The sequence below is a fragment of the Moraxella sp. CTOTU47579 genome, assembly GCF_032004885.1.
Classification (GTDB): Bacteria; Pseudomonadota; Gammaproteobacteria; order Pseudomonadales; family Moraxellaceae; genus Faucicola; species Faucicola tetraodonis.
This window is the reverse complement of sequence record NZ_DALZOJ010000006.1, coordinates 161,704-177,577: the sequence shown is the minus strand read 5'-3', so window position 1 is coordinate 177,577 and position 15,874 is coordinate 161,704. Positions and strand designations below refer to the sequence as shown.

At 41.4% G+C, this 15,874-nt stretch carries 13 protein-coding genes; 8 read left to right on the top strand and 5 right to left on the bottom strand.

The genetic code is table 11. The features are described 5' to 3' along the window. Positions 1-517: 517 nt before the first annotated feature. The 5 genes from RTP55_RS06375 to dnaA all read right to left on the bottom strand — a co-directional run bounded on the left by RTP55_RS06375 (position 518) and on the right by dnaA (position 7,812). On the bottom strand, positions 518-1,108 hold the full coding sequence (locus RTP55_RS06375) for a manganese efflux pump MntP (protein ID WP_312385018.1): 591 nt from the start codon (positions 1,106-1,108) through the stop codon (positions 518-520). A 103-nt stretch (positions 1,109-1,211) separates the two neighbouring features. Further along, a complete protein-coding gene (gyrB, locus tag RTP55_RS06370; RefSeq protein ID WP_312385015.1) occupies positions 1,212-3,704 on the bottom strand; it encodes a DNA topoisomerase (ATP-hydrolyzing) subunit B in 2,493 nt (830 codons plus the stop codon). 262 nt (positions 3,705-3,966) lie between these two features. Beyond that, the gene (gene recF, locus RTP55_RS06365; protein ID WP_312385014.1) at positions 3,967-5,139 is read right to left on the bottom strand and encodes a DNA replication/repair protein RecF; all 1,173 of its coding nucleotides are present in this window, start codon (positions 5,137-5,139) and stop codon (positions 3,967-3,969) included. Between the two features lie 52 nt (positions 5,140-5,191). Beyond that, positions 5,192-6,367, bottom strand: coding sequence for a DNA polymerase III subunit beta (gene dnaN, locus RTP55_RS06360; RefSeq protein ID WP_062333068.1), 1,176 nt, complete (start codon positions 6,365-6,367; stop codon positions 5,192-5,194). 104 nt (positions 6,368-6,471) lie between these two features. Beyond that, positions 6,472-7,812 (bottom strand): chromosomal replication initiator protein DnaA, encoded by a 1,341-nt coding sequence (dnaA, locus tag RTP55_RS06355; RefSeq protein ID WP_312385009.1) that lies wholly within the window; start codon positions 7,810-7,812, stop codon positions 6,472-6,474. A gap of 502 nt (positions 7,813-8,314) precedes the next feature. On the opposite strand from dnaA, the gene rpmH reads away from it, so the two are divergent. The 8 genes from rpmH to RTP55_RS06315 all read left to right on the top strand — a co-directional run bounded on the left by rpmH (position 8,315) and on the right by RTP55_RS06315 (position 15,688). Further along, the gene (gene rpmH / locus RTP55_RS06350; RefSeq protein WP_050326012.1) at positions 8,315-8,449 is read left to right on the top strand and encodes a 50S ribosomal protein L34; all 135 of its coding nucleotides are present in this window, start codon (positions 8,315-8,317) and stop codon (positions 8,447-8,449) included. Positions 8,450-8,691: 242 nt separating this feature from the next. Continuing rightward, positions 8,692-9,129: a ribonuclease P protein component gene (gene rnpA, locus RTP55_RS06345; RefSeq protein ID WP_095356243.1), complete on the top strand. Its 438-nt coding sequence runs from the start codon at positions 8,692-8,694 to the stop codon at positions 9,127-9,129. Between the two features lie 63 nt (positions 9,130-9,192). Beyond that, complete coding sequence (yidD, locus tag RTP55_RS06340) at positions 9,193-9,492, top strand: membrane protein insertion efficiency factor YidD (RefSeq protein WP_219331745.1); 300 nt, start codon at positions 9,193-9,195, stop codon at positions 9,490-9,492. A gap of 181 nt (positions 9,493-9,673) precedes the next feature. Continuing rightward, positions 9,674-11,365 (top strand): membrane protein insertase YidC, encoded by a 1,692-nt coding sequence (gene yidC / locus RTP55_RS06335; RefSeq protein WP_312385006.1) that lies wholly within the window; start codon positions 9,674-9,676, stop codon positions 11,363-11,365. Positions 11,366-11,517: 152 nt separating this feature from the next. Further along, on the top strand, positions 11,518-12,909 hold the full coding sequence (gene mnmE / locus RTP55_RS06330; protein WP_312385004.1) for a tRNA uridine-5-carboxymethylaminomethyl(34) synthesis GTPase MnmE: 1,392 nt from the start codon (positions 11,518-11,520) through the stop codon (positions 12,907-12,909). A gap of 32 nt (positions 12,910-12,941) precedes the next feature. Further along, entirely contained in the window at positions 12,942-13,466 is a 525-nt protein-coding gene (nrdR, locus tag RTP55_RS06325) for a transcriptional regulator NrdR (protein ID WP_036601355.1), read from the top strand. A gap of 8 nt (positions 13,467-13,474) precedes the next feature. Beyond that, the gene (ribD, locus tag RTP55_RS06320; protein ID WP_312385002.1) at positions 13,475-14,554 is read left to right on the top strand and encodes a bifunctional diaminohydroxyphosphoribosylaminopyrimidine deaminase/5-amino-6-(5-phosphoribosylamino)uracil reductase RibD; all 1,080 of its coding nucleotides are present in this window, start codon (positions 13,475-13,477) and stop codon (positions 14,552-14,554) included. A gap of 465 nt (positions 14,555-15,019) precedes the next feature. Beyond that, positions 15,020-15,688 carry a riboflavin synthase gene (locus tag RTP55_RS06315; RefSeq protein ID WP_312385000.1) on the top strand — a complete coding sequence of 223 codons (669 nt, stop codon included), beginning with the start codon at positions 15,020-15,022 and terminating at the stop codon, positions 15,686-15,688. Positions 15,689-15,874 lie beyond the last annotated feature (186 nt).

Below are 15,874 nucleotides of genomic sequence, written 5' to 3'. Positions count from 1 at the left end.
GCTAACCCTGTTGCCAGTGGTACAGGTATGGCAGCCGGTGCCGCTACAGGCGCAGCGATTGGTGCGGTAGGTGGTCCCGTAGGTTCAGTGGTGGGTGGTGCAATTGGTGCTGTAGCAGGTGCAGCCACAGGTAATGCCGTAGCAAATACGCTTGAAGGTAATACGGAAGAAGATACCTACTGGCGCAATAACTACAATACCACGACTTACTATACTCAAGGCTATGATTACGATACCGACTATCGCTCAGCGTATGATTATGGTTATCGTGCACGTCATCATTTCAATACCGCTAATGAGTTTGAAAGTGTTGAAAATGATTTACGCAATGATTGGGAACAATTCAAAGGTAGTTCTCGTTTGACTTGGGACCAAGCTCGCCTAGCAGCCCGTGATGCATGGTATCGTATTGAGCGTTAATCCATGGATTAAGCTTAACAATAAAAAAAGACTTTCATTGATTTGAAAGTCTTTTTTTATTTAACAAATTAAATTTAAAAACAAAAAAGCCAGTTTATTAAAGTACCATTTTGATGCCAATACCGATTAACACTAACCCACCAAAAATCTCAGCTTTACTCTCTAGCCAAGTACCCGATTGTTTGCCCATAAATACGCCAATAAAGCTAAAAATCCCTGTTGCTACGGCAATTACTACACAGGATACATAAGGGTTGACTGGGATTAAATTTAAGGTAAATCCAGCTGCCATTGCATCAATACTGGTTGCAATCGCTAAAGTAGTCATGGTTTTATGCGTAATAACAACATTGGCATCATTGGCGATATCTAAAGCAATATTGTGCGGGGTAGAATCTTGTAATGTGGCATCTTCATCATCGCCAGATAAAGCTTCATACAGCATTTTTCCACCAAGCCCCACCAAAATAATGCACGCAATCCAAGGCGCCCAATTTGCGATAAATCCTAAGATTGAACGTCCACCGAGATAACCAATCAAAGGCATTAAGCCTTGAAAGACGCCAAAATATACGCCTGCCATTACCGCAATTTTTGTCGTATCTTGGCGGTGTTTGGCACCCAATCCAATCGCTACAGCAAAGGCATCCATCGATAAGGCTATCGCTAGCAGTAATAAAGCAATCATGTGATATCTCTTTTAAAAATTCAAGCTCAAATAAAACCACCTTATTACAACATAAGGTGGTTTCCATTGTATTAAAGTATTAAAACACGACTCTAAAATTGGGTTAAATATCTAAGTTAGTCACCGTTAACGCGTTCTCCTCAATAAAGGCACGACGCGGCTCTACATCATCCCCCATCAGACACGAGAATAAATGGTCAGCAGCAATCGCATCTTCAATGGTGACTTTTAGCATATGGCGATTTTCTGGATCCATCGTGGTTTCCCACAATTGATCAGCATTCATCTCGCCCAACCCTTTGTAACGCTGAATCGCTAAACCACGGCGCGCATCACTCATGATAAATTGCCATAGATAACCCATGTCTTTGATCGGCAGTTTTTTATCACTTTTAGCGATATAAGCGGTATCTGACAACATGTCTTTCCACTGGCTGGTCAAGCGATGCAAACGGCTATACTCACCTGAACCAATAAATGCGGTATCTAACAAGTATGCGTGTGGCAACTGATGGATAAAAATCGTCACGCGCGGTAGATAATAGGTTTTTTGATGATCGCCTTCTTGTTTGCTAAAGGACTCTAATTCAATTTGTGGGTCTAATCCGTCTGCCGTCACTGCTAAATTCTGCGCTAACGCTTCTACCCAATTTCGCATTTGCGCTTCATCTTCAATCATCGGTATGCTAAGCTTGCTGGTGATTGCCAACGCATCCAATACGGCGCTTGGATATTTGATTTGCAAACGGTTTTTGATGGTCTGAGTTTGGTTATAATCATTGAGCAAGGTTTCTAGCGCTTGCCCTGTGACCGCAGGCGTACCTTCACTCAAATGCAACTGGGTATCGTCAATGGTTGACGACAACAAATAGGCCTTTAACGCTTCATCATCTTTAACATACAATTCTTGGCGGCCTTTTTTCACTTTATACAGTGGTGGCTGCGCAATATAAATATGACCACGTTCTAATAGCTCTGGGGTTTGACGGAAAAAGAACGTCAGGAGTAAGGTGCGAATATGTGAACCATCCACGTCCGCATCGGTCATGATGATAATTTTGTGATAGCGTAATTTATCAGGATTGTACTCATCAGGTCCGATGCCTGTACCCAATGCGGTAATCAAGGTACCCACTTCCTGCGACGATAGCATCTTATCAAAACGCGCACGTTCTACGTTTAGAATTTTACCTTTCAGCGGTAAAATCGCCTGCATCTTACGGTTACGCCCTTGTTTGGCAGAACCGCCTGCCGAGTCCCCTTCCACAATGTACAGCTCTGACATCGCGGGGTCTTTTTCTTGGCAATCAGCAAGTTTGCCTGGCAGACCTGCGATATCAAGGGTGGTTTTACGGCGGGTCATTTCACGAGCTTTACGCGCAGCTTCTCGCGCACGGGCGGCATCGATGATTTTACCAGCAATCCCTTTGGCCGCATTGGGATTTTCAAGCAAGTAAGCGCTAAACTTATCGTGCATGGCTGATTCAACCGCGGGTTTGACTTCACTCGATACCAGTTTGTCTTTGGTTTGGCTTGAGAATTTTGGGTCAGGTACTTTGACAGAAATAATCGCCGTTAGACCTTCCCGCGCATCGTCACCTGTTACCGCAACTTTTTCTTTTTTCATCAAGTTTTCGCTATCCATATAGCTATTTAGGCAGCGTGTTAATGCCGAACGAAAACCAGAAAGGTGGGTACCACCATCTTTTTGCGGGATATTGTTGGTAAAGCATAATACTTTTTCGTTGTAGCTATCTGTCCATTGCAATGCTACTTCGACGCTGATACCGTCATTTTCTTCGCTGGTAAAATGAAACACCTCATTTAATCCAGTTTTGCCCGCATTGATGTAATGGACGAACTCAGATAGACCGCCAACGTGTTCAAACTCATGGCGTTTGTCATCGCGCTCATCCGTCAATACGATGCGTACACCCGAGTTTAAAAACGACAATTCGCGTAAACGCTTGGCGAGAATTTCAAAATCAAAAATCGTGCCTGTAAAAATATCATCGCTTGGATAAAAACGCACTTGTGTGCCTGTTTGCTGGGTGGTTTCAAGCTGCTCGATAGGCGCTACAGGCTCACCATCAGCATACGTTTGGCTATAGTGGTAGCCATCACGCCAGATATCGAGCACCAGTTTTTTTGATAACGCATTAACCACTGACACACCAACACCGTGCAAACCACCTGAGACTTTATAACTGTTGTCGTCAAATTTACCGCCCGCATGCAGTACTGTCATGATAACCTGTGCGGCTGACACCCCTTCTTCTGGGTGAATATCGACAGGAATACCGCGTCCATTGTCTTTGACGCTGACCGATTCATCTTCATGGATGATAATATCAATTTGATCACAGTGACCCGCCAAAGCTTCATCAATGGCGTTATCTACCACTTCAAACACCATATGATGCAAACCTGTGCCATCGTCGGTATCGCCAATGTACATACCAGGGCGTACACGGACGGCTTCTAAACCACGAAGTACGCGGATACTGTCAGAACCATAAGCTTTATTTTCTTGATGACTTGATTGGTTAATAGATTGTTGTGTCTGATCGGCTACATTCGCAGATGTATCAGTCATGATGACTCCATAAGTTTTGCATGGCAAAAACGTCAGAACATACTCGATTTTATGGTCAAAATCGTTGATTTTTTTCTTAGTTTTTTGGTGAAAAATAAAGGGTTTATTGTAGCAAATTTTAGGGGAAAAGTCACTGAATATCCCTGCTTATGAGAGGTAAAATAGTGATTTAGCTGAGCTAGAAAAGAGAGAGTTTAAGTTACATCAGTTTGAAAAAATACTTAATCATCTAACGTTAGTCACCTAAAAATATTATTGGTTTTTATCGTTCATTTTGAATAGCTGGTTTTTCAAGCGGTAATTGTCTAACGCTTCCCTGTTCCACGTGAAACAGTTTTATATTATCGTGCCAAATCTTCTGAATATTCTCGACGATATCTTGGGTGAGACTGGTGATAAACAGCTGCGAATTCACTTGTTTTAAGCCAGTTAATAACAGCATAAGCGCGTCATTGTCCAATTCTGCTGTGATATCGTCTACCAATACCAAAGGTACTTTATCGACCTGATTGAGTAACGGCAACTGCGATAAGCGAAGCGCCATGACCAATAATTTTTTTTCACCCCGTGACAGCATATCGGTGGCAAGCAATGTTTGCTTGTGTTTATGCCCTGCTGCATCAGTATGCACTAAATCTAGCACGACATTGATATCAGCCCGATGACATCCCATACGTGTATAGCCAAGCTCAATGTCAGACGCTAAACGATTGGCTAAGGTAATGGCTAAGCCAGCTTGAGTATCAAACCCCGGTGTATAACGCAATCGTAATTTTTCAGCATAATGGGGTAAAAATTTTTGCACTTGCGCCAAAAAATGGGGCTGCCATTGTTCAATGATGTGGGCTCTTGCTTGGTGAATTTTTTCCGCATGTTGACTGAGCTGGTAATCCCAAGCTGACAGTTCGTGCTGTTGCAGGCTGGTTAATGAGACGTTGCCAACATTTTGCTTTAATAAGCTATTGCGTTGTTTTAGTAGACGCTGATAAGCGAGCCAATTGGGATGAAACGATTGTTCCACGTGAAACCCTAGCCAATCTAACATTTCACGCCTTGCTTGACTACCATCCTCTAGCTGTGCAAGGCTCACAGGCTCGAGCAATAGGGTCGGTAGCAGCTGTGCAAGTGGGCTTTGGGTCACAAGCGATTGACCATTAAGTCGCAATTGCGTGGTAGCATCTTGGGATTTGGCAATAGCAACCGTTTGCCCATGATTGAGCCTAGCAAAAACTGTCGTATCGCTAAAACCATGCTCAATATAATGCCTCGGTTGATGATGGCGAAAACTTTTGCCGCGCGATAATAAATAGATGCTTTCTAATAGCGACGTTTTTCCGCTGCCATTTTGACCCAAGAACACATTACAACTGCTAGGTTGTAATTCAATCGTGTGAAGATTGCGAAAATGATGAATAGCTAATTGAATAATTTGCATGATTTATCTAATTAACTACTCATCACTGGATTGAAAAAAATATGCCCGCTAACTAAATACGCATTGGCATAACCACAAATTCGTGTTTGCTGTCATTGACTTGTTGTACCAATACCGAAGCATTGGCTTGGCTCATATTAAAGTCAATTTCGCCTTGCAGTACATTCAGCACATCTAGCAAATAAGCCACATTGAATGATATCTCTAAGGGCTCACCTTGATACTTAACCTCAAGCTGCTCACTGGCTTCATCTTGCTCAGCGTTGCTAGCACGTACCATCAAATTGTTATCGCCTGAAAAATCAAAAATCACGCCACGCGATTTCTCGTTACTCAAAATAGCCACGCGGCGAAGCACGTTCGCCAGCTGCTCTTGGCTGATACGGGCAATTTTGTTGGTTAATGATGGCATAACGCGGCGATAATCGGGGAACTTACCATCAATCAAACGCGCGGTAAAAGCCACCATGATGGCATTTTTTAGCTGACCTGTGCTATCGACTTCCCCAAAAGGGAGTAACACTTGTAAAAATTCACGACCGACATTGAGGGTGATTTTATTATCTTGATTCGGTAGCATGCGTTTAAGCTCTGCTAACAAACGTTGTAATTCAAGTACGGCTTTTCTTGGTAAAATTGCAGCCAGTGCCACGCTATCATCACACGCTATCACTGTACGAGCCAATGCCAAGCGATGACCATCGGTTGATACCGTCGCCAATTGACGCTCTTTGACTTCAAACAGCATACCGGTGAGATAATACCGCACGTCTTGCACGGCCATCGCAAAATGCGTTTTATCGAGCAAATCGACTAGGTCTTCACGGCCCAATTGGATAGGCGTGACTTGCTCTGGCTCACCCAATAGGGGAAAGTCTTGGGCAGGTAAAGTGCTGAGTTTAAAACGACTACTACCGCACACAATTAAACACTGATTGTCGTTACCTACACTGATAGATACGGGTAAACCGTCGGGTAATAATTTTACGATATCTTTGAATTTGTTGGCAGGAACGGTGATCTCACCTGGTTGTTTGCACGCCGATGCTGGCAAATTGAGGGTGGCTTGTAATTCAAGCTCCAAATCTGACGCTACCATGACCAATTGAGAGTCGGTTAACGCCAATTTCATATTCCCCAGAATTACCATGTTATGGCGTTTGTCAGCGGCTTTTGAAATTAAATTAATCGCTTGTAGTAACAAATCGCGAGAGATTACTAATTGCATGGCACCGCCTCAAATCAAAATGAATGGTTGTAACAAATGGAAAAATTAAGACTTATTATACGGGGTAATTGACTAAAAATCTTTTTAATCGAGTTAACAAAATACTAAGTCTGTAACATTAATTTTAATGAGCGATAATCCTTGTCAAACATCAAATCGCTGACACAAAGTTCTTGTACTTTCTCACAGGCGTGCATGACCGTAGTATGGTCGCGACCACCAAATGACTGCCCAATTTCTGTAAAGCTGTTATTGGTTAGTTCACGAGCTAAACTCATAGCCACCTGACGCGGACGAGCGATATGACGTAAACGCTTTTTACCCATCAGGTCTTTGACCGATATATCATAAAACTCAGCAACGACTTTACGAATATTATCCATACTGACCGCTTGTACACGAATAGCAATCAAATCTTTTAACGCCATTTGTACCAGTTCTAAATGGATAGGCTGATTGAGCAGACGGGAAATGGCTAAAACTTTGTTCAGCGCACCTTCTAACTCTCGCACATTGGCGATGATATGCTGAGCAATAAAAATAGCGCACTCTTTTGGCAAATTCACCTCTTGCGCTTTGGATTTTTTTTGCAAAATTTGAATACGGGTTTCTAGCTCTGGCGGCTCTAGCGCTACTGCTACCCCCCAAGCCAAACGTGACTTTAAACGTTCGTCAAAATCAGTCAGTGCGCTCGGGTGTTTATCAGATGCCAAAATCACTTGTTTATTTTTGCTCATAAAATCATTGAGCAATAGCAAAAACTGCTCGCTACTTTTTTGCTTGCCCGCAATCACATGAATATCATCAATAATCAATAAATCGGCTTTTTTTATTTTATCTTTAAACTCATCGATTTTTTGTTTTCTTAATGAATTCACCAGCTGGTTAACAAATTTATCGGACGTGAAGTAATAAAAACTTTTGCCTTGCTTTAAAATCTCGTGGGCAATTGCTTGCATCAAATGGGTTTTTCCCAAACCTGTCGCGCCATAAATAAACAGCGGATTATTTTTTGATTGACCCAAATTGTTGGCAGTCTCTCGGCAAATACTATAAGCGATTTGATTGGATTTTGCGGTTACAAATTGGTCAAACGTAAAATGCGGATCGATATACTGAAAAGAGCGTTGCTGCTCATTTTTTACCAGCGTCACTTTTTGCTCACCAAGGTCTTGTGTACCGACAGCATCAGTGATTGCGTTACCCTTATCAATTTGAATCTGCACATGAATTGGTAGGGTTGGCTCAAGCTGGTGTAAAATCGTTTGAATTTGACTTAAATGATTTTTTTCAACATAGCTGGCAAAGTATTGATTAGGTACATTGACGACCATCGTGTTGTCATGCATTGAGGCGGATAATGGGCGAATCCACATGGTAAAAATATTATCAGGTACTTGATATTTTAATTCGTCAACGCACTTAAGCCATAATGCATCCGCCATAACTTCACTTTCCTAATTCAAGCATCTTCAAAATTGGTGTAATGTATCATAAAACCGCTATTTTACAAATAAAATTATTGTGGATAATAATGTGGATATAATTGTTGATAAGTTAAAAATGGAAGTTAATAACAAACTATCAACTATTTATATACAGGTTTATCAACATTATAAATAATTGTTTTTTATTATCATTTTACTATATATCCACTGAAATAGATGTGCTTAATAATAATAAATAATACTTATTTAATATATAATAATAAAAAAATTTTTTGTGGATAACTTTTTACTAAGTTGTATTTGTTATACAAAAATTTTATTTTAGATAAGCAAAATAATTGGTTGTACCAGTAATTTTAAGAAAGAAATTAATCGGTAAGCTTAGTTATCCTTGACCTATTGGTTAAAATTAAGGATAATACGAGATTAACTGTTTTGAAATTTTGTATTTTAACCGCTATCGGTTAAATGTCACGTAAATTTAGCCAAGGTGAATCGCATGAAACGCACTTTCCAACCAAGCGTAATCAAACGTAAACGTACTCACGGTTTCCGTGCTCGTATGGCTACTAAAAATGGCCGTCAAGTTTTAGCTCGTCGTCGTGCTAAAGGCCGTCATCGTTTAACGGTGTAATGTCTATTTTGTTAACTTGATTTAATGTTGATATTAAAACAGGTTATAGTAAAAAGCGATATACTTCTTATATCGCTTTTTTTATTGTTGTACTAATCGTTATGCTAGAAGTCCGTTCGTAACTAAGGATTAGCATACTCCCCTACTCTATTATTTCAGCCTGTTTTTACCCTATCTATAAAATATTTATAGCTTTGGCTTTTATTTTAATGGTGCTTTGGTATTGATTTGGACTTATCCTCATGACGGCAGACAAACCTTTTAAATTTGATAAATCACAGCGGCTGCTAACGCCTAAAGATTTTAAAGCGATGTCGGGTCGCCATACCAAAACTGGTGAAAATCAGTCACAGCCTGTTGTGATGTTTAAAATTCATCAGCCTAACTTATTGTTCTTTGTCAAAGTGGTTTTAGCCGATACCCAAAGACAAGCTGCAGTAAATCGGTTGGGTCTTGCGATCACTAAAAAGAAAGTCAAACGTGCCCATGAGCGTAATCGTATTAAGCGATTAACGCGAGAGCATTTTCGGTTGCATCAGCACCAGCTAAATGGTCAAGTTGATATTTTGTTAACTATCAAGCAGTTTTCCGATGACATGCCAAATGAAGCAATTGCGCAGCAATTAGCGATGGGCTTTAACTTAATCAACGATAAGATTAGAAAGTTGAAACGGAGTTAATTTTTTGGGCAGTTCGTAATATCTTTACTCAAATGAAGGTGATAAAAAATCTGGTCTTAATCCATGGATAAATTATTAGCAAAATTTTTGCTGGGTATGATTATATTTTATCAGCGTTTGATTAGCCCATGGTTTGCACCTCGTTGCCGGTTTTATCCAACGTGCTCTAGCTATGGTTTAGAGGCGGTAAGATTGCATGGGGGGTACCGGGGTGGGATATTGACAGTCAAGCGTATCGCGCGCTGCCATCCTTGGGGTGGGCATGGGATTGATTTTGTCCCTAAGCCATTATATCGCTACCGCTATCATTATATTAACACACGCCCGTCTTACTTTTTTGTATATGCTTACCACTATCATTAATTGATGTAGATAATTAAATTATAAAAATTTGTCGCCAGTCTCAAATAGCGTAATCGAGTCAACTATTTATAGAATATCTTTTTTAACTTTTTTTTAGTAGAATGTCTTCTATTTTTTAATTGTTTTTACTTTATTAGCAACTAGTGATTTTAAGCAATATCATTAGATAGGATAGCTATATATGCAAAAAATTTTACGGACATTGATTATTATCGCAATGTTGATTACGGGTTATTTGCTGATTCTGGCATGGCGGGATGATTATACCAATGTAAATAAACCCGTGGCGATAACCCCAACAACCACAGCCGTGAGTAGCAATGATGTGCCAGTGGCGGGGGCTTCAGGTACGCCAACGGGTGATATTCCCGCGGCAACGGCAACCACGCCAACTGCTGCTCCCACTACCCAGAAAACGGGCGCACAGCTCATTAGCGTGATGACGGACAAATATGATCTTCGTATTAATCCAGTGGGTGGCGATGTGGTATACGCGGCGCTTCGAGAGCAGACCCAGACATTAAATAGCAACCAACCGTTTGTACTCCTTGAAGAAGATAGTAATCGCGTATATGTGGCTCAGTCAGGGTTAATTGGTGCCAATGGTATTGATAATAGCAATGGCCGTGCGACTTTTACCGCGCCTAGTAACCAATTTGTCATGCAACCTAATCAAGCCGAATTGGTCGTGCCTTTAACTTATCAAAAAGATGGTGTAACTATCATCAAATCCTATAAGTTTACCAAAGGTCAATATCCTATCAACGTTAGCTATAACATCACCAATAACGGCACGCAGCCTTGGCAAGGACAAATGTATGCGCAGTTAAAACGTGATAATAGCGAAGACCCAGGTAAAGGTGACAAAGGCGCAATTAGCCTATCGACTTACCTAGGGGGCGCATGGGGTACACCAGATCAGCCTTATAACAAACTCAAGTTTGGTAATTTCAATGAGGGTTTAAAAGCCAGCAGTGATAAAGGCTGGATTGGCATGGTACAGCACTATTTTGTCACCGCTTGGATGCCAAAGGATTACACAGCAAATTTTTATAGCCGTGAAGTTGGCAAAGATCACATCATCGGGTTTACCAGTAACCCTGTGTCAGTTGCTCCCAACAAGCAAGTGACGTTAACGTCTGCCTTGTATGCCGGTCCAAAAATTCAAACCAACTTAAAACCTTTGGCAGAGGGGTTAGATAAAACTGTTGATTACGGTATTTTATGGCCGATTTCAAAAGTGCTATTTTGGATTTTGGATAATGTACATAAAGTGTTGGGTAACTGGGGTTGGTCAATTATTGTACTTACTTTATTGGTCAAAATCGCGTTAATGCCAATCGCCAATAAAAGCTATCACTCGATGGCAAAAATGCGCGCAGTTGCCCCAAGGTTGCAAGCCTTAAAAGAAGAATATGGTGATGACCGTATGCGTATGTCACAAGAGATGATGCGCATCTACAAAGAAGAAAAAGTCAACCCAATGGCAGGTTGTTTACCAGTATTGCTGCAAATGCCGATTTTCTTGGCGTTGTATTGGGTACTGGTTGAATCAGTACAATTACGCCATGCCCCTTGGATTGGTTGGATTCGTGACTTATCATCCATGGATCCATTGTTTATCTTGCCACTGATTATGGGCGCTGCGATGTTTTTTCAGCAGATGCTAAACCCACAGCCGCAAGATCCTATGCAAGCCCGTGTGATGAAATTTATGCCGATTATTTTCACCGTGTTTATGCTATTCTTCCCAGCGGGTCTAGTGCTGTATTGGACGGTCAACAACTTGTTTAGTATGGCGCAGCAATACTTTATCAATAAAAAAGTTGAGCGTGAGCAAGCAGCAAAAGAGGCAGCACGTAACGTGGTGTAAATCCATCAATCAGTAAGTTATCCACCCTTTAAACCGTTGTTTAAAGGGTTTTTTATTGGCAAAAAATAATCATGTTGTAATCAGTGAGTGGATGTTAAAATATCAGTATTAAGTCAATGCTGACTACCCGAAATGTTAGATTGTAAAAAATTATGTTAAATAACTCTCAGACAGCGCTTACTTCAACCATTGCCGCCATTGCAACTCCAATGGGTCGTGGTGGAGTTGGTGTGATACGCTTATCAGGTTCAAACAGTTACCAAATTGCCTTGGCATTGACAGGTCGTCAAGCTTTCAAACCGCGATTTGCCCATTTTTGCCGATTTTATGATAGTGATAATACGGTGATTGATGAGGGATTGGTGTTATATTTCCCTGCCCCCCATTCTTTTACAGGTGAAGATGTGATTGAGTTGCAAGGTCACGGTGGTATGATTTTGCAGCAGCAACTTTTGACCCGTGTATTTGAATTGGGTGCAAATCAAGCGGTAGCCGGCGAGTTTTCGGCGCGGGCTTTTGATAATGATAAGCTTGATTTGGTACAAGCAGAAGCGATTGCTGATGCCATTGATGCCACCAGTGTGGCTGCCGCAAAAAGTGCCATGCGCTCGTTGACTGGTGAGTTTTCACAAAAAATTAATGCGCTGCTTGAGCAGTTAATTCAGCTACGGCTGTATGTTGAAGCCGCTATTGATTTCCCCGATGAAGAAGGGGTTGATTTTTTGGCAGATGAGCATATCGCCAAGCAATTACGCCAAGTTTGTGAGCAATTAAACAATGTGTTAGCCACTGCCAAACAAGGGCAGCTGCTGCGAGATGGTGTCTCAGTTGTGATTGCAGGGCGACCCAATGCGGGAAAATCTAGCTTGCTCAATCGCTTAGCAGGGCAAGAGCGTGCCATTGTGACCGATATTGCCGGGACAACCCGTGATATCCTACAAGAAACCATTGTGTTAAATGGTCTAACGCTGAATTTGACCGATACCGCTGGGCTACGTCACACCGATGATATTGTGGAACAGGCGGGCATTGAGCGAGCACGACAAGCCATCACCCAAGCTGATTTACTGCTTATGGTGTATGATGCGCACCGTGAGCATGAGCCGTTACGATTGGCGACGGAATTATTTGGTAGCTTACCCAATGCCAATTCGATATTAATGATTGCCAACAAAATTGATTTATCCGACAATCATCAAAATTTGCCCAAGCAACTTTCATCACAAGCGCAGATTTATCACCCCGTCTATGTGTCTTGTAAATATGGTACAGGGCTTGAAGAATTGGTCAATCAAATCTGTGATAAAGTCGGTTTTCATCCCCCTGAAAATAGCTTAATTGCACGAACCCGCCATCTTGATGCGCTGCGCCGTACCCAAATGGCGCTACGAGAAGCCGATGAGCAATTGCATTTGTTTCATGCCGGTGAATTGGTGGCGGAAAGCCTACGCCAAGCGCAGATTAGCCTCAACGAAATCACTGGTGAATTTACCGCCGATGATTTATTGGGTAAGATTTTTGGCAGTTTTTGTATTGGCAAATAAATTAAAAGCTTTAAACTTAGCTAGGAAATCGCATGCACTGTCCATTTTGTAATGCTGAAGATACCAAAGTCATTGATTCAAGACTCGCGGCAGAAGGTGCGCAGGTACGTCGTCGTCGTCAGTGTACCGCGTGCCAAGAGCGATTTACTACCTTTGAAATCATTGAGGCAGTAATGCCCCGTATCATCAAATCCAATGGTCGTATCGAGCCGTATGATGGACAAAAACTGCGTCGCTCAGTGCAGCTACCGTTACAAAAACGTCCGATATCGACCGACAACATTGAAGCCATGATTAGCCGCATTGAAAAACAGCTCAGACAGCTCGGTGAGCGTGAGGTGCCAAGTAAAATTTTAGGTGAAATCGTCATGAAAGAGCTGAGCCAAATTGACGATGTTGCCTACGTTCGATTTGCTAGCGTGTATCGTGATTTTCAAGATATTGAAGCCTTCAAACACATGGTGTCAAACCTCACCACTGACGCCAATAAACAAGAAATCAATCAACGTATCGAAGATTTGACTCACCCACACAAGCTCAAACATCTACAATCCTAAGTTTTATTATGACGGCAACTTTATCACCTGCTGAGCGCTATCAGCACCAATACTACATGTCACGCGCCATTGAGTTGGCTAAAAAAGGACGTTTCACCACCCGTCCCAATCCTAATGTCGGCTGTGTCATTGTCAAAGATAATCAAATCATTGGCGAAGGTTTTCACTATCAAGCAGGACAACCCCACGCCGAAGTGTTTGCCCTTCGCCAAGCGTATGAGCGTTATGCTAAGCATTTGCAAGGGGCAATAGCGTATGTCACGCTTGAACCTTGTAGCCATCATGGACGTACCCCGCCCTGTGCTGATGCGCTAATCCAAGCGGGTATTAGCCGTGTGGTGATTGCTGTTGTCGATCCTAATCCTAAAGTCGATGGTGGTGGTATTGCCAAACTGCAGCAGGCAGGTATCGAAGTCATTACCGGTATTTGTGAGCAAGCGGCTTATCAATTAAATGAAGGCTTTTTTAAGGTCATGCGTGGCGGCTTGCCTTTTGTGCGCTTAAAGATAGCGACAAGTCTGGATGGACGCACCGCGATGGCAAATGGTCAGTCAAAATGGATAACCAGCGACCAATCACGCGAGGATGTACAGCGTTTACGAGCGCAAGCAGGGGCGATTATCACGGGTAGCGAAACCATCCTGCAAGACCATCCTGCGCTAAATATCCGTAGTCAGCAATTAGGGGTAAATTTAGACGATATACCACAGCCGCTATTGGTAGTGCTTGACCGTCGTCAACGCATCCAAATGACGGATGCATGGTATCAAAGTCAAATCAACAAGCGCCCCGTTTTGCTTATCCAAGATTCAACTATGAGTTTAACCACACTACTCAACACTTTAAAAGACAATTACCAAATTAACGATGTGCTAGTTGAAGCAGGTGCAACGGTCGCTGCTAGTTTCTTAAAACAAGGTCTGGTAGATGAATTAGTCGTGTATCAAGCGCCATGCTTTTTGGGTAACAGTGCTAAGCCCATGATTAACTTTAATGCACAGCATATCCACCAGCAAATTATCGCTTCGTTAGTTTCACATGAAACAATGGGAACTGATATCAAATTAACCTATCGTTTTGATAAGTAAATCCACATAATGGGTTGGATAAATCTCGCTGAAAATAAATAGTTAAATTATTATATTTTTCGCTTTTTAAAACTTATCCACATTGTTAGCTAAATTTAATGAAAGCGTTAAAAGTAGATTTTCTTTGTGGATAAGTGTTTCACATGAAACAGTCATTAAAGCTATGTTTTACTGCAATACTAGACTATAAGCGGTGTTTCACATGAAACATAGCACAAAACACCCGTAATCTATCACAATTAAGACCAGTGGATAAGTAATAAACAAGGTCATAAGTAGTCTATGATGGTAAGTTATCCACCAAAAGCTACCTCTATCATGTTAATTTTTTGAACGCTTGATGCTCGATTTGAATTGGAGTTGAGCAGCAATTATAATTTAATTATTCTAAATAATATTTTATGTTTGTGATAGTTGTAAAAGTACATTAAAATGCATTGATATCATAAATAAATAGGATAAACAATGTTCACAGGTATTATTGAAGCGACTGGAAAAATCGTTGCCATTACGCCAACACAGGGTGATGTACGCTTAAAAGTTCAATCTGACTATTTGGATTTTGCTGATGTCAAATTGGGTGACTCGATTGCAAGTAACGGGATTTGTCTCACTGTTATAGAACAAGGTAAAGACTGGTACGCCGTTGATGTTTCACGTGAAACACTCAATAAAACAGCGATGCAACAATGGCAAGTTGGCGATGTATTAAACCTTGAAAAAGCCATGTTGCCTACTACACGATTTGGCGGACACATTGTCACCGGTCATGTTGATACCACGGGTACGGTTAAACTTATAAAAAATGATTCGCGCTCGATTTATATAGAGATTGAGATTCCAAGCGAGTTTACCAAATATGTCGCTACCAAGGGTTCTGTAACGATCGATGGTATTAGCCTGACCAGTAATTTGGTGGAAGGTAATGTGATTAGTTTAAATATCATCCCGCATACAGCGCACGTCACCAACATAGCCAGACATTGGAAAGTGGCAACAAAAGTTAACATCGAGGTGGATGTGGTAGCCAGATATTTAGAAAAACTTCTTGTGTCAACACCAGACACCATGTCAAATTCTAATCATGAAGGCATTACCTTAAATTTCCTACAACAAAATGGATTTAGCAAATAACACCGATATATCCCCTGCCAAACTTTTAGCTGAACAAAAATTGTCAAATTTGGGGGTTTAGGGACTAAACAGGGTGTGATTACTGTAACGGCTACAAAGGTCGCCCGTTAAGGGATATTGGTGGCTAAATGATATTGGTAGTTAAAAATAACAAATAGCCAGTTGCTAATCGCAAAGCATAAATTT

What these genes read in the sequence shown, in the direction of transcription:
- RTP55_RS06375 (WP_312385018.1), bottom strand. Translation starts at nt 1,108, where the DNA reads ATGATTGCTTTATTACTGCTAGCGATAGCCTTATCGATGGATGCCTTT.
- gyrB (WP_312385015.1), bottom strand. Translation starts at nt 3,704, where the DNA reads ATGACTGATACATCTGCGAATGTAGCCGATCAGACACAACAATCTATT.
- recF (WP_312385014.1), bottom strand. Translation starts at nt 5,139, where the DNA reads ATGCAAATTATTCAATTAGCTATTCATCATTTTCGCAATCTTCACACG.
- dnaN (WP_062333068.1), bottom strand. Translation starts at nt 6,367, where the DNA reads ATGCAATTAGTAATCTCTCGCGATTTGTTACTACAAGCGATTAATTTA.
- dnaA (WP_312385009.1), bottom strand. Translation starts at nt 7,812, where the DNA reads ATGGCGGATGCATTATGGCTTAAGTGCGTTGACGAATTAAAATATCAA.
- rpmH (WP_050326012.1), top strand. Translation starts at nt 8,315, where the DNA reads ATGAAACGCACTTTCCAACCAAGCGTAATCAAACGTAAACGTACTCAC.
- rnpA (WP_095356243.1), top strand. Translation starts at nt 8,692, where the DNA reads ATGACGGCAGACAAACCTTTTAAATTTGATAAATCACAGCGGCTGCTA.
- yidD (WP_219331745.1), top strand. Translation starts at nt 9,193, where the DNA reads ATGGATAAATTATTAGCAAAATTTTTGCTGGGTATGATTATATTTTAT.
- yidC (WP_312385006.1), top strand. Translation starts at nt 9,674, where the DNA reads ATGCAAAAAATTTTACGGACATTGATTATTATCGCAATGTTGATTACG.
- mnmE (WP_312385004.1), top strand. Translation starts at nt 11,518, where the DNA reads ATGTTAAATAACTCTCAGACAGCGCTTACTTCAACCATTGCCGCCATT.
- nrdR (WP_036601355.1), top strand. Translation starts at nt 12,942, where the DNA reads ATGCACTGTCCATTTTGTAATGCTGAAGATACCAAAGTCATTGATTCA.
- ribD (WP_312385002.1), top strand. Translation starts at nt 13,475, where the DNA reads ATGACGGCAACTTTATCACCTGCTGAGCGCTATCAGCACCAATACTAC.
- RTP55_RS06315 (WP_312385000.1), top strand. Translation starts at nt 15,020, where the DNA reads ATGTTCACAGGTATTATTGAAGCGACTGGAAAAATCGTTGCCATTACG.